Raw genomic sequence first — 25,451 nt, forward strand, 5'->3', positions numbered from 1 at the left:
TTCAGCGTAGTTTATTTAAGCCTTCTCGATCGCCGTTATTTGACGTCCGCGCCATTGCGCGACACCGACGCCGCGATGGCCGAGACGAATACCGCGCGCACCGAATCGCCGACCTTCAGTTTCTCGAGCGTAATGTCCGGCGCCACGTCGAGCGTTTCCGTGCGCGACGGCCCGCGCAGCGTGATCGTGCGCTTCTTGCGATCGATCTTGCGCACCGTCGCGACGACCTCGATGCGCCGCGCCGATGCAACGACACCGTTCGCCGCAGGGTGCGTGACTTCGGTATCGATGCGCTGGCGGATTCCGTTCGGCGCGAGTTTGTCGACGCCGACCAGCACCGCCTTCTTGTACGCAATCGTCACGACGTCGCCGACATGCAGCTTGCTGACGTCGGCGGCTTGCGGATTCACGTCGAAAGTTTCCTCGCCGCCTTGCGGGCCGCGCAGCGTCACGCTGTTCGTCGCGGGATCGATCGCGACGACGCGCGCCTGAACGTGCAGCAGCGCCGCGGCGCCAATTGCCCGCTGTTCCGGCGCGGACGCGGCCGCGTTGTCCTGTGCCAGCGCCGGACCCGCCGCGGCGACGCAAACCACCAACGCAACCGCGATCGCCTTCACCCGCATGAGCCCGGAGTCCGTTGAATTGCAAGCCATGAAATGCTCCTTTTGATTGCGTCGATGTTACGGCAAATGTTTTGTCGCAGATCGCGTACTACGTTTAGCACCGGCAAGTGCAGTCGCTTCGAATAAAAAGAAAAACGGACTATTAATCGCTTTTATCGAACGGGGTTACGCTTTTTGAAACCAATAGCGGTTCCTTTCTAATGCGTCGATTTGTCCCGGAGAGCCAATCGCGAAAAGCGCGTGCTTCTCCATGCGATGCAATCGGTGTGCGGAGTCGTGGCGGATGAGCTTGCGCAAGGAGCCGCGCGGCTTTGCACATGCGTTCCCGCGAGCGTCAGCGGAGGGGTAGAGAGCTAGCCATAACATATTCCTCGCAACGAGATGGACTACCGGGCGACCCAACGTGAGCGGGTCCGGAAATTGCCGAACGTTATGACTTTTTCAAACGGTTTCGGGGATGCTAGCAAACGCGCAAAGGAATGGCAAGACAAGTGGCTGCGCATCGCCATTCCCGATTAATCGGGTTTGCCGCGTCAAATCTTTTATGACGGTGGGCGATTCATTTGCCATAAAAATATGATCGCTGCAATTCGCTGAGCTCAGAGGCCCGGCGACGCCGTCCTCGCTCTGACTCTGTCTGGTTGCCTGACAACAGTCGAATCGGCGCATTCGATACGCATTGAAAAGCGGTGGGCGCGCGGCAGATTGGCAATCGCCGAACGACTCCGCACAAACCCTTAATGGATGATACTGAAGCGATTACGCATCGCTGCGCGACGAATACAAAAAATTGTCGTCAATCATTGGAATACTGCGAACACCGGTTATTGATCGAGCGAATTTTGCCGTCAAGGCAACGAAAAAGGACGCTTGAGCCGATGGCCACGGTCATGTGGGCATCGCAGGCACAGCGTTTGCTGAAGCTCGCGTCACCGTCTAACGCACACACATTGGTTTATCGAAAGGACACCACACATGGTCACGACTCGCCCCTGCACCGCCGCCTGCGTCATCGACGGCCTCCTCGTCACGCTGACGTTCTATCCGGACAACGGCGTGTTGCGTATTGCCGATTCGTCCGGCGCCTGTCTAAGAGAAACGCGCTGGCATGGGTCATGGCGCGCTCTGCTCGAGGAGTTCCGCGGTTACTACGAAGCGGCGGAAAACGACGCGGCGCGCGGCGTCGACGATATCGTCGCTCGCCTCGGCGAGCGCTGCGCTGATGCCCAGCGGGAATTGGCATTCGCGTGAAAGGCGGCGGCAGCGCTCGGCACCTGTTCGTTGCCTCGCGATCCGGGGTCGTTCCTGGCGCCCCGCTGCCGCTCGCGAACTCTGGTCATTGACCGAAATAAGTCTTGCACTCCGTGCTGAACGAGCATGACTGGCTGCGCCGGCCTCCCGCTTGCGACTCGCCCGCCGGAACACCACCATACGACGCGTTGCGTATGCCCTGCTCACGCGGGTCCCAGTTCTGACCGAACGACATGTCGGTCGTCGCCTGCGCCGATTCATTCGCATCGTGCTCCATCATCGCGCGACCCGACACGGCGTGGTCCGCCTGGCCGCTCAACTCCTCCGCGATGGCCGTTCTCGGCGCGAGAAACAGAACGGCGGTCGCGGCAATCATTAATATACGTACTCTCATTTCCGGACTCCTCGAATCCGGCGCAGCAGTGTTCGTCCTCCACAAGAATTGATCCGCGAACAGCCAATCTGCCCAATCGGGCCGAGGAACGGGTCGATGCCAATGCGCTACTGCTGCGACGGGTCACCGAACTAAACAGATGAAGAATTACCGCGCTTGCACCCGATACTCGACGCGTTCCCGAGCGTCGGCGGAATCGGCGCGTACAAGGCGGCTGTAAGTCTGCATTCGCAGCTTGTCGTCCTTCTTTTATAGTTCGCGCACCCCGGAATTCAATCCAGGAGCTGCCAGCAGTGTCGCCAATCGTCCACACCGTTCGATAAACCGCATTCATCGACAAATTCAACGTGAACTAAGCGTGCTTTGCTCGCGCATTGCGCTATCATGTTGCTACAACGCACAAAAAGCGAACCCGCACATCGACGAAAGTCCGGTGAAAGACGGACAGCGTGGAATGACTCCATCCATTCGCAATCATTGCATCGAGACACAGAGTTTTTCATAGCGAACGTCAGGCTTACCGGCCTCGTTCGTCGCGTTGCGACATGCTGAAATATTTGCTGATCGAGACTCTCGGTTCGAGGGTCAGTTGTTCCAGCGGCCGTCTTTGTCCGAGGCCGTATTGCAATTCAGGGAGCAACGTTTTTTAACCCGGCACATGGCATTTCCGTCAATCGACAACCCCACCGCGGGCCGGCCCCATTCAGTCGGGCTCGATGCTTCGCAGCTTTTTCCCCGCAATCTGTCTTCGACAGCACGCTGCACGTTTTAGAAGGACGCATATCCTATGGACGAAAGGAAGCGAGATAGCATGATTGCGTATCTCCGCCATCGTATGGAAGAGTTTGGTATCAGACCAGAAGACCTTGCCGCAGCGCTGGCGACCGAGTCATTGGCCAAAAAAGCTGAGCGCTATCGCAATGCGACCGGAGACAGCTGGGACGGCAATGGCGAAATGCCGCAATGGTTGAAGCAGGCTATTAGTGCCGGCCAGAGCATTGAGCATTTCGAATTGGCCGCAAAACCGGCGCCCGCGCCCCAACCGAAAAAACAGGTGGACTGGTCGAATGACCCGTTCGCCGGCACGCGGCTCGGGCGCCCGAATAACCGCTAGGTGCAGGCCGCCGCGCTCGAAGGCGCGGGCACAATGGCTGCGGCTTCGAAACGAACCGCCGTGCCACGCACCGGTTTTGCGCCACCGCTTGCCACATTTACGGCATTCACCGTATTCCCCGCATTGACGGCATTCGCCGCATCGACGAGATTCGCGTGATTCGAGGCAGGCTGCGCATATTGCGGCAGCTCGATAAGCGCGCTGACCTGCCGGACGATCTGCCAGAAGGTCTTGTCGAAAAGACGGGCCTGCTCGTCAGCGGACCCGTGGCCGCCCGCGAGCGGATCGGTAATGGTCCAATAGACGAAAGCCGGTGCACCGGGAAATACCGGCGCGTGCAGTCCGCCGACGAATTCGTCGAGCGCGATCACGATATCCATGCGCGGCGCCCATTCGCCGGTGAATTCGAGCCAGCTTTTCGGGCTCAGCACCGCGCGCCCGGAAATGCCGGGCCGCAATTGCGCGACCGCGAGTGGATGAAGGCGCGCGGCCGGTTCAGGGCCCGCGCTGAACGCGTCGAACCGGTGCCCCGCCAGTTCGCGCAGTAAAGCTTCGGCAATGATGCTGCGGATCGAATTATCGCGGCAGAGAAACAACACCTTATATTTTCTGGACACGCTTACCCCGTACCGATGTTTTTTTATTGGCCTCTGGGCGGAATTGTGCCGCTCCAGTCTTGCGCCCCCGTGACACTACGGCGTCTTTATTATTTGCGCCTCGGGATTCGCACCAGGTATCTCGACTCACGGGCACAGAGCACAACTTTGCGAACGATGGGCAGTGTACCAGTGTCCGGCCCACTGTTTCAGCAACCTGTCAATATTTGCCAGATCAACCGACGCTGCCGCCGGCCCGCCGGTCCGGCACGATGGGCTTGCCCGGTCGCCGTCGGCGGCGGGTCAGAACTTCAGGCTGTTGAGGAACTGAAACCACAGGTTGCCGAGCGCGCCGGCCGGATGCATGTCGCTGACGGTTTCGTCGCGCTTCGCATGGTTCTCGCGTCTGGAAGGCTGCGTGTCGTGAGGGGCGGTTTGCGAGGCCGCGCCGGTGTCTTGCGCGCGGTCCGCCAGTTCGGGCTCGGACGCCTCGGCTTGCGCCGCTTGCGCGCTCTTCGCGGTCTTTCCCGCGCGCTGGGCGTGTTGCGCGGCGTCCGCCTCGTCGCGGCGCGCGGCCTGCAACGCCGCGACGCTGTCGGCGATCTGCGCGGCGCGCTGCGGTTCGCATTGCCGCCCGAGCAGCACGCCGAACAGCACGTCGCGATTGTGGCCCTGGTCGGCGAAGCGGATCGCGATCGACACCATCTCGGCATACGCGGCTTCGTCGGCCGCGCGCGCCGCTGCCTCGCGCTTCGCCTGCGCGCGTTGCCGATGCGTGTGCTGCGCCTCCCACTCGCGCATCTGCTCGGTGTAGACCGCGTCGTAGACGTTGCGCTGCTCGGCATCGGACAGGATCGCGTACGCGTCCTTGATTTCCTGGAACGCCGCGCGCGCCACGTCCTCGGCACCGTGGTTGCGGTCCGGATGCCACTTCATCGCGGCTTTCCGGTAGGCCCGCTTGATTTCGTCGTCGGTGGCGTGCGCGGGCACGCCGAGCGTCTCATACAGGGTTGCCATGCTGGACTCGATCTCGCGAAAAATCACTGCGGGCATCGTAGCATGCTAAAAGCGGCGTCATCGTGACCCGGCCTCCACGCAGGCACGCTCATGCCGGCATTGCCGCGATGGCACGGCGGCAGATCGTCCCGTGACGCCGCCGCAATCGCGCGCGGCGCCACGCTTTGCGCCGAGCGACCGTGCGCCACATAACAGACACCGTGCCTCCACGCGAATAGAGTCACCGGACACAGCGACTTCGATCCAATCCGGGCTTCTGATTACCACTCCGGCCCCGCGCTGATCTGCTTTCGACGAAAGATTGGTTCAACCGCTGCGCAGCGCGCCCTACGCTTGACCTGCCCGCCGCTTCACTCACCTATGGCAACGACAGGGCCGCGCCACACGCATTGGTATTCCGCACGACATTCGCGGGCACACAGACAAGTCAAGATCATGAACTCACACATCCGCTACAAGGGCTACGAGGTCGAAGCGGCAACGCAATCGCTCCCCAACGGATTATTCGCCGCCAATCTGACGATCGAGCAGCGCGACGAGAATACGCGCAAGGCTTATTCGTTCGACGCGCTCGACTACTTCTTCGACGAAGAGCATGCGCTCGCCTACGCGTCGGACTGGGGGCGCATGTGGATCGATAATCACCAATAAGGCGATCCCGGAGCGCATCGATGTCGACGACAGCGAGCACGACAAGCGTTGCGCATCGCCCGGCATCGGGTTTGAGGCGGATGTGCCAGAATAGGTGAACCCTTGCGTTCGCTGTCTGCCTGCATGACCTGTCCGCTACTTCGACGGATGCAGTCGAAACTCGCGCCGCCCGCGACGCACCCATCGATACGGAGACGCCGGTCATGACATGGACCGTCGACGCACAGCTCGCGCTCAGCGCGACACAAGCGGTCGAGGCGCTGCAATCGGGCCGCCTCAAAGCCGCCGACTACGTCGCCACCCTTCTCGCGCGCGCCGCCGCGCTCTCGCACCTGAATGCGCTCACCACGCTCGACTTCCACGGCGCGCTCGCCGCGGCGAAGCGCATCGACGCATTGCCGCCGGCTGAGCGGGCACGTCTGCCGCTCGCCGGTTTGCCGATCGTCGTCAAGGACAACATCAACACCGCAGGTCTACCGACGACGGCCGGCACGCCCGCGCTCGCGGGCTTCGTGCCGAACACCAACGCCCCATCGGTGCAACGCCTCGTCGACGCGGGCGCGATCGTGCTCGGCAAGGCCAACATGCACGAACTCGCGTTCGGCATCACGAGTACCAACCTGTCCGCGCACGCGGGGCCGGTGCGCAATCCGTACGATCCGTCGCTGATACCGGGCGGCTCGTCGGGCGGCACCGCGGTGGCGATCGCCGCGCGCATCGCGCCCGCCGGACTCGGCACCGACACCGGCGGCTCGACCCGCATCCCGGCCGCGCTGACCGGCACCGCAGGCTTGCGTCCATCGGTCGGCAATGGCGGTGCCGAGCGGCGCTATCACGACCCCAACGCGGTGGTGCCGATCAGCCATACGCGCGATACCGTCGGGCCGATGGCACGCAGCGTCGCCGACCTGGCGCTGCTCGACGGCGTGATCACTGGCGACGGCGCGTTGCCTGCGATTGCGCTCGATGGCTTGCGCATCGGCTTGCCCACGCCGCTGTGGGATGCTCTCGAGCGACAGGTCGAGGACGTCGCGCGGGCCGCACTGCAAAAGCTCGAAGCGGCGGGCGTCACGTTCGTGCCGGTCGCGATGCATGAGTTGGAGTATCTGAACGGGATGGTCGGCGGTCCGCTCGCCATTCACGAAGCGCGCGACGACGTGCTCGCGTGGTTGGTCGCGAATCGGGCGCCGGTGCAAACCGTCGCCGCACTGGCCGTGCGCATCGCGAGCCCGGATGTGCGCGCGATCTACGACGACGTGCTCGCCGACGTGCTCGGCTCGCACTACTCCGCGGCGCTCAACTACTGGCGACCGCGGCTGCGGAACTACGTCGCCGCGACGTTCGCGAATGCCGGTCTCGACGCGTTGCTGTTTCCGACGACGCGGCTCGTCGCGGTACCGATCGACGATCTGAACGGCTCGTCGACGGTCACGATCGACGGCGGTCCACCAATCGATACGATGGAAGCGTTCCTGCGTAATACCGACCCGGCCAGCACATCCGGCATTCCGGGGCTGTCGCTGCCGGCGGGTATCAGCGCGAGCGGGCTGCCGGTCGGCCTCGAACTCGATGGACCGCTCGGCTCGGACAGGCGCCTGCTGGCCATCGGTGTCGCGTTCGAACAGGTACTGGGAACGTTGCCCGCGCCGGTGCTTTGAAGCCCGTGTTTCACGTGCGCGCCATCAGGTTTGTGCTTTAATGCCTGCGCGTTGCAGCCCGCATTCCGACGCTTTGCCCGCCCGAACCTCCCCCTAAGCGACGATGACGAACCCCGCCACCGCCCTCTCATTTCGCGGCCTCGTACGCCGCGTCCTTCACTTGAGCGCCGTGCTCGCGGTCGCTTTCGCCGCCAGCGCCTGCGCGCGCCTCGCGACGGTCGATTCCGACACGCTGTGGAAAATCGTCGACATCCGCTGCGTGCCGTCGCAGCAGGCCACGGGCACACCGGGTCAATGCACGGTCGTCGATCTCGACCAACGCTACGTCGTCCTGAAGGACATTCTCGGCCGCTCGCAGTTTCTGCTGATGCCGACCGATCGCATCACCGGCATCGAAAGTCCGCTGATCCTCGCGCCCGATGCGAAGGACTACTGGCGTGACGCGTGGGATTCGCGTCATTACGTGCAGCAAGCGGTCAAACGCGAGTTGCCCGACGATCAGCTCGGCCTCGAAATCAACTCCGAATCTCGTCGCTCGCAAAACCAGCTGCATATCCACATCGATTGCATGCGGCGTGAAGTCAGCGCCGCGCTCGCCGATCACGCTCACGACACGCCCGGCGAGTGGCGTTGGGAGACGCTCGATGGCGAGCGCTACAGGATCATGCGGGTGAACTCGCTGAGCGGCGCCGACGACCCGTTCCGGATCGTCGCCCGCGACAATCCTGATCCGGCGACGATGGCCACGCAAACCATCCTGGTTACCGGCGCGGGACCGTCCGCGGCTCGGGATGGCTGGCTGATCGTCAACAGCGGCATCGACATCGATGGCGGCAGCGGCACGGCCGAAGGGCTGCTCGATCACGCGTGCCGCGTCGCGGACGATCATTGAGCGTTTGCCGAACACGCAGAATTCGCGCCCGCTTTTCCACGATTGCGCAGATGCATTGCTCAATCAAATGGTTCGGGTGCACAGCGTTGCCCCGTACGATCGGTCTGAACCTGCGAGTCGCGACGGCGATTGGCGCGGCGTACCCGCATGGCTCGCGCGATACACGATCAGATCGAGCGGCTCAAGGCCGGCATCCACCGGGCCGGAATTGGCCCGCACCAGCATGCGAGTAACGGAGTCATTGCCGGCCCGCGCCGTGCAAAACCAGCAAGGTTACGGTTTTCGGCGGCAGAGCAAGGTGCAATTGGCCGCTCGCATAGTCGGTGTCGTGCAGACGGGATATGGCATTGTCCATGAGTTGCCAGGTCTGGGCTTTGCCTTGAGTCACATCAAAGTTGTTGATCGCAATTGTGGCGTCAGCCGGTTGATCAAGCTGCTTGTTGATCACCACGATGGTCATGACGCGGTCGTGATCACGCACGGCGGCAAAAGACGAGACCCGATCCGGGTCGGGCTGCGTGTCGGCGATGCTGGTGGTGCCAAAGCCCGAGCCCTGGCCATCGTAGTTGCGATAGAGCTTGATCGCCTTGTAGACCGGCATGTCCCGATTCAATGTGCCCCAGCGCGTGGCAATGTCCAACCCTTCCCGGCCAAAGATGCCCAGCACGTCGGCCTGGGCCGTGGCGCCGTTCATGGTCGTATCGCCGCCCCAACTGTATTCCGTCAGCGCGATCGGCGTACCAGCGTAGTAATAGCTGTCGACCCACCGCCGCATCAACGGAATCAGGGCCACCACGCTATTGATCCAGGTCGGATCCTTGTAGCTCGTATCCCACAGGTCGCGCGTGGAGCGGTTACGGGCGAGTTCAATGGCAGGCGTTTCAGCCGTGGCCGTATTCTGGTTTTCCTTGAATTCTCCGCCCTGCGGGTAAAAGTGCAGGCTGAAAACGTCGACAGGGCGGCCGGCCTGCTTCCATTGCGTGAGCAGCCATGGGACGTAATCCATGCCTCGCGTTTCGTTTTCCCTGTCCGGCGGATTGCCCTGACCGTGCGCGGCGAAGTACTGCTGATCGAAGCCGCTAAAACGATACCCGGTCCAACCCCACTCTTCCGGCGCCACGACCCGCGCGCCCGGGTCTGCCGCCTTCACGGCGTGCGAATAGGCGATCACCTTGTTCGCTACCTCGCTGGCATGGGCGCCGATGGGATGCATGTCGCGATGGTTGAGTTGCCACAGACTCGGCTCATTGTCCATCAGGTAGTAATGCACACCGTCCGAGCCGGCACTACCGGATCCACGCATGAGTTGCCTGACGCGCTCCTGCTGGCTCTGCGGATCGTCCAGCAACGAAGCATCGTCCGGGTCGTTCCTGATAGGGGTGCCGTCGGGTGCGATGCCGTTGCCCGCGTCAGACAAACCGTGAGCGTCGACACTCTGCTGCTTGCCGTACCTGTTGACCGAAAAACTGACGAGCGGCTTACCGTCCTTATCGAGTCGCGCTACCCTGCCGATCATCGGGATGGTCAGCATCGGTAAAGCGTGTCCGTCACGGGTAAGCGCCGCGAAACGGTCGTTATATTGGTAGATGTCTTTTGGATCGGTCGGCAGGCTTTCGAAAAACCAGTCCTGGCCCGTGTTGTGAGCGTCTATCCGCCAGTTGTAAGCCGAAGCGGTGTTGCCACCCGAGCGGTTGATCGGCACGCGCAGATCCCGCAGGATTTCCGCCGTCCCGAAGTTCAAGCCATAGATGAGCGGGCTGATTGGATGCCGGTTGGCCGCGGCATCCACCGTAATGATCACCGGCGGCGGCGCAGCCATGGGCAGATCGGCGTAGAGCAGCGCGCCCGCCCCTAGCATCATCGCCATCAAGCTATGGCAGTTAAAGTGTCCTGGCTTCGACATGCGGAGTCCGTGAGTCTATGGCGCTGGATTTCGGCACGACGACCGTATCTTCCGCTTCGAGCGGCGACTGCAGATCCCGTTCGTCCAATTCCCAAACGACGAGCCTGGGCGGTGTCTGAGCATAAGCCGGACTCGCGAAATAGGCGCGCGCCGAGCCGCCGAACTTGCCGCCCTCGCGTGCGAAATTACCCACACCTGTTCCGAGTGCCAAAGCGAGCTGAGGCACGAAATCGGACGTCGTCGAATAAGAAGTGCCGATCACGACGATGCCAGGCAGATCGGCATCGCCGAACAGATCGTCGGCTGACGCGGCCGCCTGAGCCTGAGGAATGTAGTCACGGCTGGCCGCAATCTCGGGCCTCGGCTGCCAGGACGGCGGCAAATCATCCAGTCCGGCCAGACGCACAAGATCGCCGGGCCGCCGGCCGGGAGGCTTGTCTGTGACGCGATAGTCGGGCTTACTCGAACCCAGCGGAACCCCCATCGCACGGATGCGCTGCGCCACGGCCTGAGCCGCGGCACCCGCGCCGTCCTCGGTCCAGTGCGTGTCAGTCCGAAAAAAAGCGCCGCCCGGCGCGCCACGCAGCGCCGCACTTAGATCCAGCACCTGCACGCCGTCAGCGGTCAGACGCGAGGTCCACTCAGCAAGACGCGCACCCAACGAAACCGGACGATACAGACTGCACAGATGTTGCGGCTCGATACGCGACTTGTCGGGCACCACGACGACCAGCAACGCGATACCGTGCCTCGCCAGCTCGCGCTGCACGGCGGCCACCGTGTCCGCGCGCGTGGCGAGATGACTGTCGCTATCGGCATACACGCTGAGTTCGTCGCGCAGGAACAACCAGCCCGGGCAGCCCTGCCGCACGCGCGGCCCCAGATCGTGCAGCGTCAGCCAGCCCAGCGCGCGCTGCGCGCGCGCCGCGTCGGCGGCGATCGGCGTATCGGCCATGCGATTGGCGAGTTCCTTCGATACCGCACCGTCCAGAATGCCGGCCCGGGTCACGGCATGAGGCAACACCGATTCGGTCGTCGACGCGAACCTGAGATTGGAAAGCAGGCCCGCGAACAGGAAGACCATCAGGATGACGGCAGCGATCTTGCTGGCGCGCGAGGCGGGTAATTGAGGTAGCGGCTTGGGATCTTCCATGGCGTCAGAACTGGAAGTAGAGGAAAGGCACCGCGCCGCGCGCGACGATCAGACCGAACGACAACAGAAACCCCCCTAGCGGCCACCCCGCCTGCCATAGCTGCCGCAGCGCCGTGTCGGGAAGGCGATCCCAACGCTGTTGCCAGAACGGCAGCAGCACGCACACGATGCCCAACCCGGCAGCCAGAGCGTGCACGGGCCGCAGCAGCACGAGCGTCGCGTCGCTCAGGCCGATGCCATTCAAACCGAACTGGCCGCGATACATGGCGAGCGCAGCATGGAAACCCGCCGCGCGAAACAGTGTCCACGCGAGCATGACGAAAACCAGCGTCAGCACGTGCGATAACCAGGACGGCATGGTCGGCAAATCGAACCGGCGCCAGAGGCGCGCGACCATCAGGGCGATGCCATGAGCGAGGCCCCACAGCAGGAAGTTCCAGCTATCGCCGCCGTGCCACAGGCCGGCGATCGCCATGGTCAGCAACAGATTCCGGCAGGCTTGCCACTCACCGTGGCGGTTGCCGCCTAGCGGGATGTACAGGTAATCGCGTATCCAGCTCGACAACGACAGGTGCCAACGGCGCCAGAAATCCTGAATGCTGCTGGCAAGGTACGGATGGTTGAAGTTCTCGGGAAAGCGAAAGCCCAGCATCTGCCCCAAGCCGATGGCCATGGCGCTGTAGCCCGCGAAATCGAAGAACAACTGCAGCGTGTAGAAACCGCAGCCCAGCCAGGCGTCGGCCAGCGTGGGCGCGTGCAACGAGAAGATCGCGTCGACCATCGGCGAGAGTGTGTCGGCCACCAGCACCTTCATGCTCATGCCCACCATGAGCCGCCTTGCGCCGGCTGCAAAACCGTCCCAGTCGACCTCGCGCGACACCAGCTCGCGCCTCACCCACGCATAGCGAATGATCGGCCCCGCGATCAGATGCACGAACATCCCCTGATAGGCGCCGTAACGGATCATGCTGCGATCGGCCGCCACCGTGCCGCGCTGCACGTCGATCAGATAGGAGATGGATTGCAGCACGATGAACGAAAGCCCGATGGGCAGCACGACGTGTCGCCAGGGGATGGACCCTGCATGGCCTGCCCCCAGCACACTGTCGAGACTATCGACCACGATGTTGGCGTACTTGTACCAGCCCAATATCAGGACGTTGACGACGATGAACACGGCCAGCCAGCCACCGCGTGCACGCTGGTTCGGCGCCCTGTCTATGACCATGCCGCCGAACCAGCCCCAGAAGGTCAGCGCGATGAACAGCAGCAGAAAGACCGGGCTCCACCAGCCGTAGAAAAGCCAGCTGCAAAACAGCAGCACGCCATTGCGCCAACGCGCGGGCAACGCGACGTAGATCGCCAGAAAGGCCGGCAGAAACAGCGTCAGGAATTCGAGGGACGCGAAAACCATGCATCGTTCTCAATCGAAAAAGATATCTGGACCGACGCGCCATCGCGAAACACACCGAACCCCGCTCTGCCCGTCGTAACCAGATGAAAAACGGGGAACAGCCGGAAATCGGCGATGAGCGGCGTCGCTTTCAAGGAGCAGGCGCAAATGAGATCAGTGGCTCACCGCGTCGTTCGCCATGAAGATGCGCGAATGCGCCCCGCCCGGCACGAGCAACACCGTATAACGCTGCCCCGCCGCGAGCGTACCGAGGCTGAGCGGCCGCCCCACAGGCTGGCCGCCGCAGACCAACTGCACCGAGAGGGCGACCGGGTTGACCTGGCGCCGCCTGGCTTGTCCCACAGCCACGCCGTCGAGCAGCACGATGTCGCGACCCGGCACTTTCAGCGCGGGTGTCGCGCAGCCAGCGTCGAGGTTGTAGAAAGCCACCGAAGCTTTGAGCGCATTGAAGTCGTCGGGTTTTTCGCGGACCGTCACCGTATGCAGGCCACCCGCTTTATCCGCGCCATCGAGCGCAACGATGCTGACGAACTCGCCAGGCTGCACCGTCGCCGATACGTCCTGGTGCGCACTACCGGCTCTCAGTGTGCCGGCCACCGGTTTGCCGGCGGCGATCGGAAGGAAGTGAGTGGCCGGGTTCGCGGCGTCGAGCGTCAGACGCGCTTTCGACCCCGCCGCGCTCACGTCGACCGGACCCGAACCGCCATCGACAAAACGCACGAACGACGAGTCCTCCGCGGGACCGGTCGGGTATAGCGGAATTTCTGCGGCCATGGCCGGCTGCACGGTCAAACCGAGACCGGACAGAGCGAAGCTGGACAACAACAGGGAGGAGAGGAAATTTTTCATTCTTTTCTCAAACGGGAAACCTGGGCAGGCGCAGCTCGAAGACCGGCGCGTCATTTCTGCGGAACGACAGGCAGCTTGACCAGTGCCTTCATGATGTCCGTGCCCCAGTACTTGTAGCCGGTCGTCGTCAAATGCTGACCATCGACCGTCGCCCATTCGCCCGGCCTGGAAAACGTGAGCGAGTCGATGTACTGACACGGCGCGACATTGGCGGCGAGGAAAGACGACAGTTGCTTCACACGGGCGAAGCTCTTCTGATACTTGCCGCCCTCGGTGCCCCAAACCGGCCCTACCCAGACGCAAGCCGTCTTGTTGGCGGCCAGGTCTTGCGTCAGCGCCGTGACCTGCTGCCAGGCCCAGGCCTTCGGGAAATCGTCCTTGGCGTATCCGCCGATCGTGTCGCCCTGGACGATGATGACGAGCCTGGCCTTGTTCGCGGCGATCAATTGATCGACGGGTTGGGTCTTCGCGTTGTGGTCGATGACCAGGGGCGCCTTGCCGTTACGCTCGGCGCCACCGCATGTGCCGGGCACGGACTTCACCCAATCGCCGGGAATACTGCCGCAGACGCCGTAGGTATGCACCTGCGCGCCAGCGGCGATCAACTGATCCTGCAACGTATCGATGAGATAACCGGGTTCGCTCAGATGGCTATCGCCGACTATGAGAATGCTGAGACCAGCAAGTACGGAAGCAAGCATGACTCTTCGACTCCTGAAAAATAATCAATGTCCGATCGATCAGTATGGCGGGCTACTGATCGCTGTAATGCGACTGGTAAGGGAGGACCGGCATATCCAGCGCCTTCGTCTGTGGCGCAAGGGTATAGCGCAGATACAGGCCCGCCGCCCACTGCCGGTAGCTGGACGCGTTGTTGGCGCCCACCGAGGCTCCGCCAGTCAGATGATTGGTGAAGCGGTATTCGGCCGTGGCCAGCAGGTTGTAGCCGAAGCCGGTCGAGGACTGGTCGGGATGGATCGCGCCGTCGGCGAGGCCAATGGTCGAAGCCGCTGAGACTGCTGCGGCCTGCAACCCGCTGTCGGTCGGGAAATACGCCGAGCCGGCCTGGTGGTAGTACTGCACACCGACGGCCCCTTGCAGCTTGTACGTCCAGCGCTCCGAACGCTGCGCCCACGTGAGCGGCAGGTTGAACGCATAGAACCGCTGCGGGCTGAAGTAGCCGCCGTTGCCGTAGGTGAAGTTGTTTTCGTTGTGGTCGTAGATCATGCCGCTCAGGTTCACGCCCGCGCTCAGCATGCTGTTTTCCGTGCGCAGCAGGTACCAGTACGTCCCGGCGCCGACCTCGGCGCCGACGTTGGACTGGACGTTATGACCGTCCAGGTATTTCGCGGAACCGTAGCCGTAGACGCCGTAGTCCTGATTGTCGAGGCCGATCGCACCATGCACGCCGGTGGCAGTCACGCCACCCCAGCTCAAGCCGGATCGCGAATCGGTCGAGCCGGCAAAAGACGTGATGCTGTCCGTCACGGCGCGGCGCGATACGCCCACGTTGAACCAACTGCCCTGCCCGGCATCGATGGAGTTCCTGAACATCACGCCGCCAACGACATTGGTGTACTTGAAACCCAAAGGCGTGGTGCCGATGTCGGCCACCCAGTTCCCGGTCTCGTAGCCGAGACCCAGACCGACGCCGTAGGCGGTCTGTTTGCCCGGTGCGGCGACCTTGCCGGCCTGCTGCGCCCGGGTGGCAGCCGGGCCGCCGCCGAACTGACTGGCGCTGAAGACGTCGGTACCCAACGTGCCGCCCTCGAGTTCGACCGGCGTCACGCGAATGGAAAGCTTGCCGTTGTCGACCGGCAGCACCCCTTCCAGAGCTTGCTGCACGCTCGTCAACTGACCCGTACCGGGTGCTGCGTTGTTCGACGAGACGAACAGCCCACCCCTGACTTCCGGTGAACGCTGCGCCCGGAGGTCGCTGAGTTCATTACGCATTTCCTCGAGCGACGGCGAACCGTCCTGAGGCTCGCTCACCGCGACCGTGTCTTGCGGCGCCAGGCCGCCGACCGGCGTGCCCGCCACGGTTGGCAGAGCGGATGGACCAGAGGACGAGCGCTCGCGCACAGCCGTGGATGTCACGGTCGAGGCAGTCGCGCTCGCCGCGGTAGCAGCCGGAGCAGCAGCGGGCCCGAAACCAGGCTTCTGGTTCGCCAGCACGCAATCCGGCGCCGCGGGTTGCGGGGCGAACGTTTCGGCAGCGGGCAGGCGACTGTGGTGGACCTGACGACGGTGAGCGTCGTCGTGGTGGACGAAGGGATTGCCCGCCACGTGGACGTCTTGCGCCTGCACGCCGAGCCGCTTTTCCTTGGCGGCAATGGCGGATTCCAGCAGCGACTGCGCTTCGCGGGTCTTGCCCTGCATGACGTAAATGCGCGCGGCGCCGGCCAGCACGTCGGGATCGTTGGGCGCCTTCGCAACGGCCTCCTTCAATGCCGCATCGGCAACGCTGTTCTTGCCGGCCTGCACTGCCGCCATCGCGACGCCCAGTTGCAAACCCGGATTGTTGGGGTCGTTGACGAGCGCCTTCTGGTAAAGCGACAGTGCCTGGTCATACTTGTCATCGGCGGCGTACATGCGCGCGAGCGCGGCCGTGGCGAGGCTGTCGTTGGGCCGCTTCGCGAGGATCGGCGCCAGCGTGTCGTAGGCCTGCGCGAGGTCACCTTGCTGACGTTGCTGGTCAGCCAGTCGCACGGTGTAGAGGTAGTTCAGTTCGTCCAGTTGCCGGCGCTGGTCCGCGGTCAGCGTCTGGCCGTGCAACTCGCGCATCGCGAGCCCGGCCTGGACATACTGGCCGGTCTTGAGCAACAGGCCCAGATAAGCCAGTTGCACATCCGGGCCGCTGCCCTTCAGACCGTTAAGCATCAGTCCGTGCATCAGGCTCATGGCGCGCGGCGTGTTGCCCGCGTCGACATACGCCTGCGCCAACGCGCCCACCTTGGCCGGGTCTTGACCCGCCGCGGGTTCGAGCCGCGCCAGCATACTGCGCGCATCCTCCAGATTGCCTTCGAGCGCCGTTTGCGAGGCTTGCGCCACGACCACCTGAAAATCGATCTGCTGCGCCGTCGCAATCATGTTCGGCGTGCGCGAGGCGGTGGAGATGCGCGTCATCGTGTCCTGCGCGCGCGTCCAGTCGCCCATCTGCATGGCCAGCAGCGCGCTCGCATAGAGCGCTTCGGGATTGTCCGGGTTCGTGACGAGCAGGCCGTCGACGAGTTGCTTCGCTTCGTCGGCATGACCCTGTTTGAGATCGTAGCGCGCCAGCTCCAGGCGAATCCACGGGTTGTCGGGCGCACTGCGCTGGGCGTCTTCCAGAATGTGCCGGGCCGCGCTCAGATCGCCACGCTGCGCGGCGGCATCGGCCCGAGCGGCGGCGACGGCGGCGCGCAGCCGATCGAGCCCGCCGATGCCGGCCTTCTGTTCGGGTGACATGCCGTCGATCAACTTCTGGGCCTCATCGGCGCGTCCCGTCTGCGCCAGGATATCGATGAGGCCGCTCGCCGCCTCGCGGTTATCGGGGCTTGTCGCCAGCACGCCGCGATAGCCCTTTTCAGCGCGCGTCAGATCGCCCTGCGCCGCATCCAACCGGGCCGACGCATTGCGCCCGCCCGGCTCGGCTGGATCCAGCCGCAGCGCCTGATCGAGTGCGCGTCGCGCGGCGGCGAAGTCGCCCACGTTTTGCGCGCCCTCGGCCTGGTTCACCAGCAGCCAGTAGCGCGCGGAATTGAGGGCCTTGGCCCAGTTCGCGCCCGCGCCCGGACGCGACACCGCCCGCGACAGCAGCGTCTGCGCCTGCGCCAGGTCGCCTTGCTGCATGCGCACGAGGCCCAGTCCCCCCAGCGCATCCGTGCTGTCGGGTTTGTCACGCAGCACAGCGGAAAAGGACTGCTCTGCCGTGGTGATGTCGCCTGACTTGAACGCGGCAAAACCGCGTGTCAGTCGTGCATCCACGACCGGACCGGCCGGTGCGAGCGGATGCGGCGCCAGCATCTGATGGCGTATTTCGTCGTCGTCCGGATGCAGCTTCAGATAGTCTTCAAACCACGATCTGTTTTTCGGCGTGGGCGTGACCCAAGTCAGCACGGAGCGCCAGACTTCCGTCGCTTCGCCGCCGATGTCCGGACGAGCGGCAAGCTTTTCCAGAAGGGCGACACCCGCCGCGCGATCCTGTTCGTCGCGCACCATATGCTGGGCCAGTGGCAACATGGTGTTCGGATCATTCGGCGTCTCGGCATTCAGGCGCTCGAGGCCCTGGATGGCCTGATCCACACCGCCATCCGTATAGCCGAGATAGCTGTAATACTCTCGCGCCACACTGCCCTGCGGCGCTTTACCGCCCAAGGCCTTGTTATATTCGGCGATGGCCGCCAACAACGCGGCCTGATCCTTCTGGTTGACGGCGTCTTGCGCCATCTGGCGCGCCTTGGCGAACGTGGACTTACCCGGTTCGACCGCGAGGCGCAAGCTCTGCTCGAGCAGCGGCACGAAGCGGCTGCCCGGCGCGGCCGCACGAAGTCTGGCCAGATACCCGTTCGCCGCCGCGAACTGCTGCTTGCCGACGGCGATCGTGCCCATCCCATACAGCGCCTCGGGCTGCTTCGGGTCGCTCAGCAGCAGTTTCGACCAGGACTGCGCGGCCAGATCGGGCTTGTCATGCGTTTGCCAGTAGCGGCCCTGTTCCAGCAGCATGTTGGACGTAGCATCCTGCGCCCAGCCCGGGTGGCCGATCGATGCGACCATCAGTCCGAGAATCCAGGCCCGGTTGCGGCTGCGTCTGACTACCATGACTTTCCTTGATTATGATTGTTGCTGCCGCGATGCCAGCAGCCGCTCACGGGCTTCAGCGTCGCGCCGGGCCTGGCGGCGCCGCAAGAACGAAAACAGACCAACCGCGATCAGCACGAGCGCGATGATGCCCAGCGCCTTCAGCACCCACGCGAGCGACAGGCCGAATGAAGCCAGCCACCAGTCGAGGCCGCGCCAGATGCCGAGATGCCCGACGTAGTAGGTATGCTCGCTCACGAGCGAATCGACTTGCGTGCCGCGGATGGACACGAGGCTTCCCTGGATGGGCTGCTTGCCCGAATTCGGCGCATCCAGCAACGCGGAGACCGCATCCTTCAGGCCGTCGGGCTGATTGCTGGCCAGCATGACCACGCTGCGGCCCGGTTGCTTCGGCGATTCGAAGCCTGCGAGCACGGCGCTCACGCCCGGCCCCGACCAGGCCACCGACAGGCGGCGGGGTTCGGCGTCGAGGCGCGGGTTGGCATGGAACCAGCCGAGCACGCGACCCGGCAGATCCGATACGGCGAACTGCGCGCTGTGGTCATACGCCGCGGGCATGGTCCGCGCCCAGTCCTTGAGCCAGGCTTGATCCGCACCCGAGGCGATCACGAGCAGATCCTTGTCGGACGGCATCGCGTCGATGCGCTGACCGCGCAGCACGGTGACGCCGCGTGCCGGATAGCCGGTCGAATCGCCCATGCGGCCCATCACCGCCAGATACGTGCTGTATTCCGGTGTGCCCGCGTTGGGGCCCAATACGACGTCCGTTCCGGACAGGTCGGCCATGCGCGTGAACGGGAAGCCCGCCTGGGCGAACGAGGCCAGGTTCGGCATGGCGATGTAGTGCGGATACTGCGACAGATCGATCGTCGATTCGGGATCGACCGCGCCGCGCACGTTGTCGATGATGATGTCCCGGCACTCGCCCTGCTTGATGTAGTCGTACATGTAGCGGAACTGCAACTGGGTATTCGGCTGCAACAGCGCCTCCAGCGGCACTTCCAGTTTCGCCTGGCGCGGCAGGCTGCTGTCGGGCAAAACTTCACCCCGCAGCTTGCTGCCGCCCTCGAGCCGTTCGAGCGAGAGCAGCGGAATCGACTTCATGAACTGGTCACTGACGCTGAACAGCAGCGACGAATTGACCATATAAGGCTGCGGCGTATAGCGGTAATGCAGGTCGATCGGCACGTTGGGCGCGTGCCAGCCGAACAGGTCGGGCGGCACGCGCATATTGATGCGGATCAGATCGGGGCTGTAGCCCGACACCTGCAATTGTTTGGCGTCGACGAGTTCGCCCAACAACGTCGGACGGTCGGTGCGCAGCCAGCGCGGCGCATCGTACGGCTTGCGCGGCGCGAGGTCGGCGAACCGCGTGATCAGCGCGCTCGAACCCGACAGCGTCTGGCTGCCCGTGACCAGCGCGTCGGCGGCCTGCTTGAGTTCCTTGCCGTCACGGCCCATCACCAGCAACAGCTTGCCGTTGGGATCGTTGGGGTTGGTCACGACGGCGAGAGTCGGACCTTGCAGCGGCGAGCCCGCCAGGCTCGCTTGCGCCGCGCTGTCGACGATGACGACCGCGTTGCCCCTGGCAGGCACGGTAGAGATCGATACCGGGAATTGCGCGCCGCGATAGGTCGCCAATGCGCCGAACCACGACGACACGGCGCCGGCCGCTTCCAGCGCCGCCGTATCAGGATTGCCGGTGAACACGAACGGCAGGTTCAACCGGCGAATATCGTGCTCGTCGAAGAAGGGTCGCGGCAGGCGAGCCAGATCGCTGGCCTGCGCCAGCGGCTGGGTGTCGATGCTCAGCGTACTGTCGTTGCTGATGTTGGCCCACAGGCTCGAATGCAGCGGGTCTTCGCACTGGTTGGTGTAGTGGCCGATCAGTTGCAGACGCAGCTTGCTGTTCGCGGTGAACAGATACGGCGGCAGCGTGATAGTGCGCTGCAGGTTGGTGCCGGAGGTGTTTTTGGGCACGTCGATCGACGCCGCCACCTGATCGTTGACCAGCACATTGATGTGCGACAGATCGGGCAGCAGCGCCGGCGAATAGGCATAGCGCAGGTTCAGTCGCGCACCTGTGACGACCCGATCGTCGCGCACGCCGACCGGCAGCGTATTGCTGCCGTCGACGCCGCGCAGGTTGAGCGCGTATTGCGCGCCGAGTTGCTGCAGCGAATAGGTCACCGTCGAAGAAGCCGCGGTAGCGGCTCCGGCGTCCGGCGCGGACTGCAGCGGCGCCGCGTTGCTATCTCCCGTTGCCGGCCGCGCGGACGGGTTGGCCGCGCCGCCGGCCGAAGCCGGCGCGTCCTGCCGCGCAGCGGCGGCAGCCGCCGCTGGTTGCGCGGCCTGGGTTACCGTCGATGTGACAAACACACAACCGAGCAACAGTGCCGGCCATACTGGTTGCGCAGTCATGCAACGCGCAAGGCGTGCCCGGGAGATGTCAGGCCGTCTTCTAAACATGAGAACCTCTTCGTCCTTCTTCACGTTGCGATGTCTGGGGAATATCCAGGTCTAATCGATTCAGGGCACGCCGGTGCAGAAACACGCCGCCGAGCAAACCTATGAGCACGACGCTGGCGAGCGTCGCCACGAGCAGCAGCAGGATGTGGCTCGCGAAGAACCATTCGAGCGCGAGCCCAGGCGGCAAGGACCCGATGAAATAGCTTTGATCGTTGCTCAGCGTGGTGAGCGTGCCGTCATGCACGACCACGAGGCTGCCGCTGATCTTGTGGTCCGGACGCTTGCTAACGAGGTAGCGGTTGGCTTGCAGCACGTCCACGACAGCGTCGAGACCGTCCGGCGTATTGCCCGATACGACCACCGCGCTGCGGCCGCGAGCCAGCGGCGACTCGAGTCCCGCCAACATGCCGTCATGGTCGTCGCTGCTATACAGTGCGGCGATGGCGGCCTCGCGTTCAGCCTGCGCATGCCCACCCGTCAGCTTTTCCCACCACGCGGCGATCCAGCGGTCCGATGAAGCAACCGGAGCGAAGAAGCCGCGCGGCAGATCATCACGCCATGCTTTGAGCAAGGGCTGGTTATCGCCCGACGCCAGCACGAGCAGGTCCTTGCGACGCAGCGCGTCAACCTGCGCTGGATCGCCCACCGTCACGCCCAGCACCGGATAACCCGTGGTTTGACCCATGCTGCCCATCAGCGTCAGGTAAGCGGAATAGTCGCCAGCGACCGGCTGTGCGGGCAGGATCACCGCCGTCCCGGACAGATCGGCCATCCGCGTGAACGGAAAGCCTGCGTCTGCGAAGGCGCGCAGATCCGGCATGGCTGCGTAGCGCGGCAGTTGGGAAATGTCGATCGTCGAAGTCGGATCGATGGCGCTCAGGAGCGGGCCGCCGGGCACATCCTCGACGTGGTCTTGCGGCGCCACGGACTCGTAGCGATAGTCGAATTGCAGCGTCGTCAACGACGGCAGCAGATAGGTCGGAACGCGTATCACCGCATAACCGTCCGACGCGTCGCCTGTCAGCGGCAAGGTCTGCAGGGGCGTGTTGCCGGCCAGCACACCGAGTTCCGAGCGCGTTGACTCCGGACGGGCCGTATAACGGTAATGCAGGTTCAGCACCGCGCCGCTGTTGTCAAAACCGAACAGACCCGGCGGCAGACGCAGGTCCACATTGATCGCCCCAGGGCGAAAGCCCTGCACCGTCAAGCGGTCCGCCGATAGCATCTCGCCCAACTGCACCGGGCGGTCACCCGGCAGCCAGTTGGGTGCGTCATAAGGCTTGCGCGGCACAACGGAAACCGGGGCGTCGATCTTGACCCGGGAGCCCGACAGCGTCTTCGCGCCAAGCACCAGCGCGGTCGCGGCCTCGCGGATCTGCGCGTCGTTGCGGCCCATGACCAGCAGCAGCTTGCCGTTAGCGTCATTGGGGTTGGGCACGATGGCCAGCATCGGCCCTTCCACCGCAGGCAGGGTCAAGCCCGGCACCTCGCCCGGCAGCGCGAGCACCACTGCATGTCCATGCGCGGGTATCGCACCCAGGCTCGCGGAGAAGTGCGCACCGCGATAGCCCGCCTGCGCACCCAGCCACGAGGTCACGATACCGGCCGATTCGAGGCGCTGCGCGCGAGGCGCTCGCGGCAGCACGACGGGCAGGTCCACCCTGCGCACATCGCGCACGTCGAGGAACGGCGCGGGCAGTTGCGACAGGTCACTGGACAGGGTCGCCGGAACCACGGTCAGTTCCAGCGCACTGTCCGGCCCGGGCTTCAGCCACAGGTCGGAACTCAGCGGATTGTTGCCCTGATCGCTCGCCTTGCTATGCGCGATCAACTCGAGGGTGAGCTGGTTGAACCCGGACAGCAGCGACACCGGCAGATCCACACTGATATGCGCCGGCGTCCGCGGCGCCGGTTCGGGCAACGCTACGGTCGCCCCCACGACGCTGTTGAGCAACACCTTGAGATGCGAGAGCGTAGGCAGCAATGTGGACGAGTAACTGTAGTCCAGCACGAGCCGCGCGCTGACCACGCGCTCGTCGCGGCGCAAACCGAAGTCCATGCCCGCATAGGCATCCTCGCCGAGCAAGGTCAATCCCTGCTCCGCGTTTTGCCGCAGCAGCGGGATCCGGTAGGTATACGCGTCGGCCGGCGCCGCCGCGCTGAGTTCCGGGTGCGGGCCTTGCCGCACGGCATCGACCGGGACAGCCGACGCGGCCAGCACGTCGCCCGCTCCGAGCAACAGGACCGAACACAACACCGCGCCCAACCGGCGCGCGCTCGTCAAGGAGCGCAAAAGCGACAGGTAGCCGACACTCACGATTGCTTTGTTCCCAAGTCGCTTGCCGGGTCTGCGGACGAACGGCCAAGGCGCTCACGCCCACCCAGGAACAGATGCCGGAACAACTCCCCGAAGCCGCGCATGCCGATACCGAGCACCTCGAACAGGCTTCGCAGCGGCCTGTCGGGACGATAGCTGCCCCATGAGGCGATCCAGCTGTCGGCGCGCGAAAACGTCGCCCCTATCCAGGCGCGCTCCTGAGCGATCGTCAGGGTCGGAAAACTCACGCCGATGGTGCGTCCGCGGCACACCTGCACTTCGGCTGGGAAAACGTCCTCGTAGTCGTCGCGCAACACCGCCACCGTGATGCGATCGCCGTGCTCCGGCAACGGTGCGCCCTCAGGCAGCACCAGCCCCAGACCACCGTGCGAATAGTCGCTGGTCTGACAGTCGATGCGAGTTCCGTCGGCGTGAATCACGGCGGCCGGCAGTTCGATCTGGACCCGCGGAGCGAGACGCAACTGTCGCGATTCGCTCGCTACGCCCGCGGCCGCGCTGAGGTTCATGATGTTGTAGGTTACCCATACCAGGTTGAACAGAATGCTCGTCGCTTCGGGCCAGCCCGGACTGCGGATCAGACCTGCGACACCCACCATGAATCCGGTCAGATTGATGAGCAGCAGAACGATGTAGGGCCGGGCCATCGCCCAGTCCAGGAAGGACTGACGGATCACCCCGCCCTTGGACGTCACGTTGAAGCCTTTGCTGCCTGGAAAGAGTACGGCTTGCAACGCGGGCAGAATCACGTACCAGGCCAGTACCGTTTCGTAGACTTCGCTCCAGAACGAATGTCGGAAACGCCCTTGAATGCGCGAGGCGCCGAGGCTCGAAATGACGAGGTGCGGCACGACATAGGCCAGCACCATCAGCGCGGAAGCATGAAAGACGTGCGCGCCAAAGAACAGATACGCCATCGGTGTGATCAGAAACACGATGCGCGGCAAGCCGAAGAAAAAGTGCATCATCGCGCTGAGGTAACACAGACGCTGTGGCAGTGTTAGCCCTGCGATCAACAGCGGGTTGAAGCGACGGAATATTTCCGCCATGCCTCGTGCCCAGCGTATGCGCTGACCGACGTGACGCCCCAGACTCTCGGTGGCGAGACCCGCTGCCTGAGGGATGGCGAGATAGGCCGTGTTGTAGCCCCTCGTGCTCATCTTGAGCGCGGTGAGCGCATCTTCCGTGACACTTTCCGTCGCCACGCCGCCTACATCCTCCAGCGCCGAACGCCGCAGCACCGCGCAGGAACCGCAGAAAAAAGCGGCATTCCACAAGTCGTTGCCGTTTTGCAGCACGCCGTAAAACAGGTCACCCTCGTTGGGCACCTTGCGGAAGGTTTCAAGGTTGCGCTCGAACGGATCGGGCGAGTAGAAGACGTGCGGCGTCTGCACCATGGCCATCTTCGGATCTTTCAGGAACCAACCCATGCAGACCTGCAGGAACGAGCGCGTGGTGACGTGATCGCAGTCGAACACTGCGATGTACTCGCCGCTCGTCCTGGAGAGTGCCGCGTTGAGATTGCCTGCTTTGGCATGCGCGTTGTCCGGCCGGGTCAGATAATCCACGCCAGCCTGCTCGCAGAATTGCCGGAATTCGTCACGACGGCCGTCGTCCAGCACATACACGCGCAGCTTGTCGGCCGGCCAGTCGAGCAGCGTGGCGGCCAGCACCGACTGCCGCACGACCTGCAGCGGCTCATTGAACGTGGGAATGTACACATCCACCGTCGGCCATGCCGAGCTATCGGCCGGCAATCGCGCAGGCCGGCGATGCAGAGGCCAGAGCGTCTGAAAGTAGCTGCACAACAGCATGAGCACCGCGTACCCTTCGGCCAGCAGCAGAAGGCAGCCAAAGGTCATGTCGAGCGAGGTGGTAAAGGACAGCGTCTGCGTCACGCGCCAGTACAGGTAGCGCAAGGACATGAACACCGACAATGCCACCAGGGACACCGTGATGATCCTGCCGCGAATGCGGTTCAGCAGAACCGCGACGACCATGCAAAGGATGCCAAACGTCCATTGCTTCGACACGGCCAGATTGACCGTCATGGCAGAAGTGAACAACAGCGCGGCCAATAGCGTCACTGCCAGCCGCAGCCAGTTCGACGCCCATAGCGGTGTCCCCGCTTGCAGAAGTTTGTCGTCCCAACTTCCGGCATCGTCACTCTGGTCCGTGTTGCGCGTTTGCCGCCGCTGCTCCGTCTTGCTCAGCCTACGTTCGATCTGTGCCATGGAAAGGTCTTCTAGCGCGTGCGCCGGTTCGGCACGACGCGCAGGTTCGCGGCCACCGTGGTTTTAACCAGGCCGTCATTGACGGAAAAGACTGTGAC

Annotated in this window: 18 protein-coding genes; 5 read left to right on the top strand and 13 right to left on the bottom strand. The window is 63.9% G+C overall.

Annotated elements, in window-relative coordinates:
• Positions 1-35: 35 nt before the first annotated feature.
• A complete protein-coding gene (locus tag HDG33_RS17865) occupies positions 36-653 on the bottom strand; it encodes a copper-binding protein (RefSeq protein WP_184031543.1) in 618 nt (205 codons plus the stop codon).
• A gap of 945 nt (positions 654-1,598) precedes the next feature.
• Between HDG33_RS17865 and HDG33_RS17870 the strand changes: the two genes are divergently transcribed.
• On the top strand, positions 1,599-1,874 hold the full coding sequence (locus HDG33_RS17870) for a hypothetical protein (protein ID WP_184031549.1): 276 nt from the start codon (positions 1,599-1,601) through the stop codon (positions 1,872-1,874).
• A gap of 85 nt (positions 1,875-1,959) precedes the next feature.
• Here HDG33_RS17870 and HDG33_RS17875 read toward each other — a convergent pair whose 3' ends face one another.
• Positions 1,960-2,268: a hypothetical protein gene (locus tag HDG33_RS17875; protein ID WP_184031551.1), complete on the bottom strand. Its 309-nt coding sequence runs from the start codon at positions 2,266-2,268 to the stop codon at positions 1,960-1,962.
• Between the two features lie 787 nt (positions 2,269-3,055).
• On the opposite strand from HDG33_RS17875, the gene HDG33_RS17880 reads away from it, so the two are divergent.
• Positions 3,056-3,382 carry an H-NS family nucleoid-associated regulatory protein gene (locus HDG33_RS17880; RefSeq protein WP_184011295.1) on the top strand — a complete coding sequence of 109 codons (327 nt, stop codon included), beginning with the start codon at positions 3,056-3,058 and terminating at the stop codon, positions 3,380-3,382.
• Here HDG33_RS17880 and HDG33_RS17885 read toward each other — a convergent pair.
• Both HDG33_RS17885 and HDG33_RS17890 read right to left on the bottom strand, forming a co-directional pair.
• The gene (locus tag HDG33_RS17885) at positions 3,379-3,999 is read right to left on the bottom strand and encodes an arsenate reductase ArsC (RefSeq protein ID WP_184031553.1); all 621 of its coding nucleotides are present in this window, start codon (positions 3,997-3,999) and stop codon (positions 3,379-3,381) included. The genes HDG33_RS17880 and HDG33_RS17885 overlap by 4 nt on opposite strands.
• A gap of 282 nt (positions 4,000-4,281) precedes the next feature.
• A complete protein-coding gene (locus HDG33_RS17890) occupies positions 4,282-4,995 on the bottom strand; it encodes a J domain-containing protein (RefSeq protein WP_184031555.1) in 714 nt (237 codons plus the stop codon).
• Between the two features lie 435 nt (positions 4,996-5,430).
• Here HDG33_RS17890 and HDG33_RS17895 point away from each other — a divergent pair, with 435 nt between their 5' ends.
• From HDG33_RS17895 to HDG33_RS17905, 3 genes are all read left to right on the top strand, one after another.
• A complete protein-coding gene (locus HDG33_RS17895; RefSeq protein ID WP_184031557.1) occupies positions 5,431-5,646 on the top strand; it encodes a transcriptional regulator in 216 nt (71 codons plus the stop codon).
• A gap of 203 nt (positions 5,647-5,849) precedes the next feature.
• On the top strand, positions 5,850-7,304 hold the full coding sequence (gene iaaH / locus HDG33_RS17900) for an indoleacetamide hydrolase (RefSeq protein ID WP_184031559.1): 1,455 nt from the start codon (positions 5,850-5,852) through the stop codon (positions 7,302-7,304).
• Between the two features lie 103 nt (positions 7,305-7,407).
• Positions 7,408-8,196: a CDP-diacylglycerol diphosphatase gene (locus tag HDG33_RS17905; RefSeq protein ID WP_184031561.1), complete on the top strand. Its 789-nt coding sequence runs from the start codon at positions 7,408-7,410 to the stop codon at positions 8,194-8,196.
• A 238-nt stretch (positions 8,197-8,434) separates the two neighbouring features.
• On the opposite strand, the gene HDG33_RS17910 is transcribed toward HDG33_RS17905, so the two are convergent.
• The 9 genes from HDG33_RS17910 to bcsA form a co-directional block, all read right to left on the bottom strand.
• Positions 8,435-10,099, bottom strand: coding sequence for a glycoside hydrolase family 44 protein (locus HDG33_RS17910; RefSeq protein WP_184031563.1), 1,665 nt, complete (start codon positions 10,097-10,099; stop codon positions 8,435-8,437).
• Positions 10,077-11,252, bottom strand: coding sequence for an alginate O-acetyltransferase AlgX-related protein (locus HDG33_RS17915; protein WP_184031565.1), 1,176 nt, complete (start codon positions 11,250-11,252; stop codon positions 10,077-10,079). The genes HDG33_RS17910 and HDG33_RS17915 overlap by 23 nt, the downstream gene beginning before the upstream one ends.
• A 4-nt stretch (positions 11,253-11,256) precedes the next feature.
• On the bottom strand, positions 11,257-12,666 hold the full coding sequence (locus HDG33_RS17920) for an MBOAT family protein (RefSeq protein WP_184031572.1): 1,410 nt from the start codon (positions 12,664-12,666) through the stop codon (positions 11,257-11,259).
• A 153-nt stretch (positions 12,667-12,819) separates the two neighbouring features.
• Positions 12,820-13,515, bottom strand: coding sequence for a cell division protein FtsQ (locus tag HDG33_RS17925; RefSeq protein ID WP_184031577.1), 696 nt, complete (start codon positions 13,513-13,515; stop codon positions 12,820-12,822).
• Positions 13,516-13,565: 50 nt separating this feature from the next.
• Positions 13,566-14,216 (bottom strand): SGNH/GDSL hydrolase family protein, encoded by a 651-nt coding sequence (locus tag HDG33_RS17930; RefSeq protein WP_184031580.1) that lies wholly within the window; start codon positions 14,214-14,216, stop codon positions 13,566-13,568.
• A gap of 52 nt (positions 14,217-14,268) precedes the next feature.
• On the bottom strand, positions 14,269-18,315 hold the full coding sequence (locus HDG33_RS17935) for a cellulose biosynthesis protein BcsC (RefSeq protein WP_184031592.1): 4,047 nt from the start codon (positions 18,313-18,315) through the stop codon (positions 14,269-14,271).
• A 12-nt stretch (positions 18,316-18,327) separates the two neighbouring features.
• Positions 18,328-20,736, bottom strand: coding sequence for a cellulose biosynthesis cyclic di-GMP-binding regulatory protein BcsB (bcsB, locus tag HDG33_RS17940; protein WP_184031598.1), 2,409 nt, complete (start codon positions 20,734-20,736; stop codon positions 18,328-18,330).
• A 40-nt stretch (positions 20,737-20,776) separates the two neighbouring features.
• Positions 20,777-23,101, bottom strand: coding sequence for a cellulose biosynthesis cyclic di-GMP-binding regulatory protein BcsB (bcsB, locus tag HDG33_RS17945; RefSeq protein ID WP_184031600.1), 2,325 nt, complete (start codon positions 23,099-23,101; stop codon positions 20,777-20,779).
• On the bottom strand, positions 23,098-25,353 hold the full coding sequence (bcsA, locus tag HDG33_RS17950; protein ID WP_184031607.1) for a UDP-forming cellulose synthase catalytic subunit: 2,256 nt from the start codon (positions 25,351-25,353) through the stop codon (positions 23,098-23,100). The genes bcsB (HDG33_RS17945) and bcsA overlap by 4 nt, the downstream gene beginning before the upstream one ends.
• Positions 25,354-25,451 lie beyond the last annotated feature (98 nt).

Origin of the sequence: Paraburkholderia sp. Cpub6 (assembly GCF_014201065.1) — a bacterium.
Classification (GTDB): domain Bacteria; phylum Pseudomonadota; class Gammaproteobacteria; order Burkholderiales; family Burkholderiaceae; genus Paraburkholderia; species Paraburkholderia tuberum.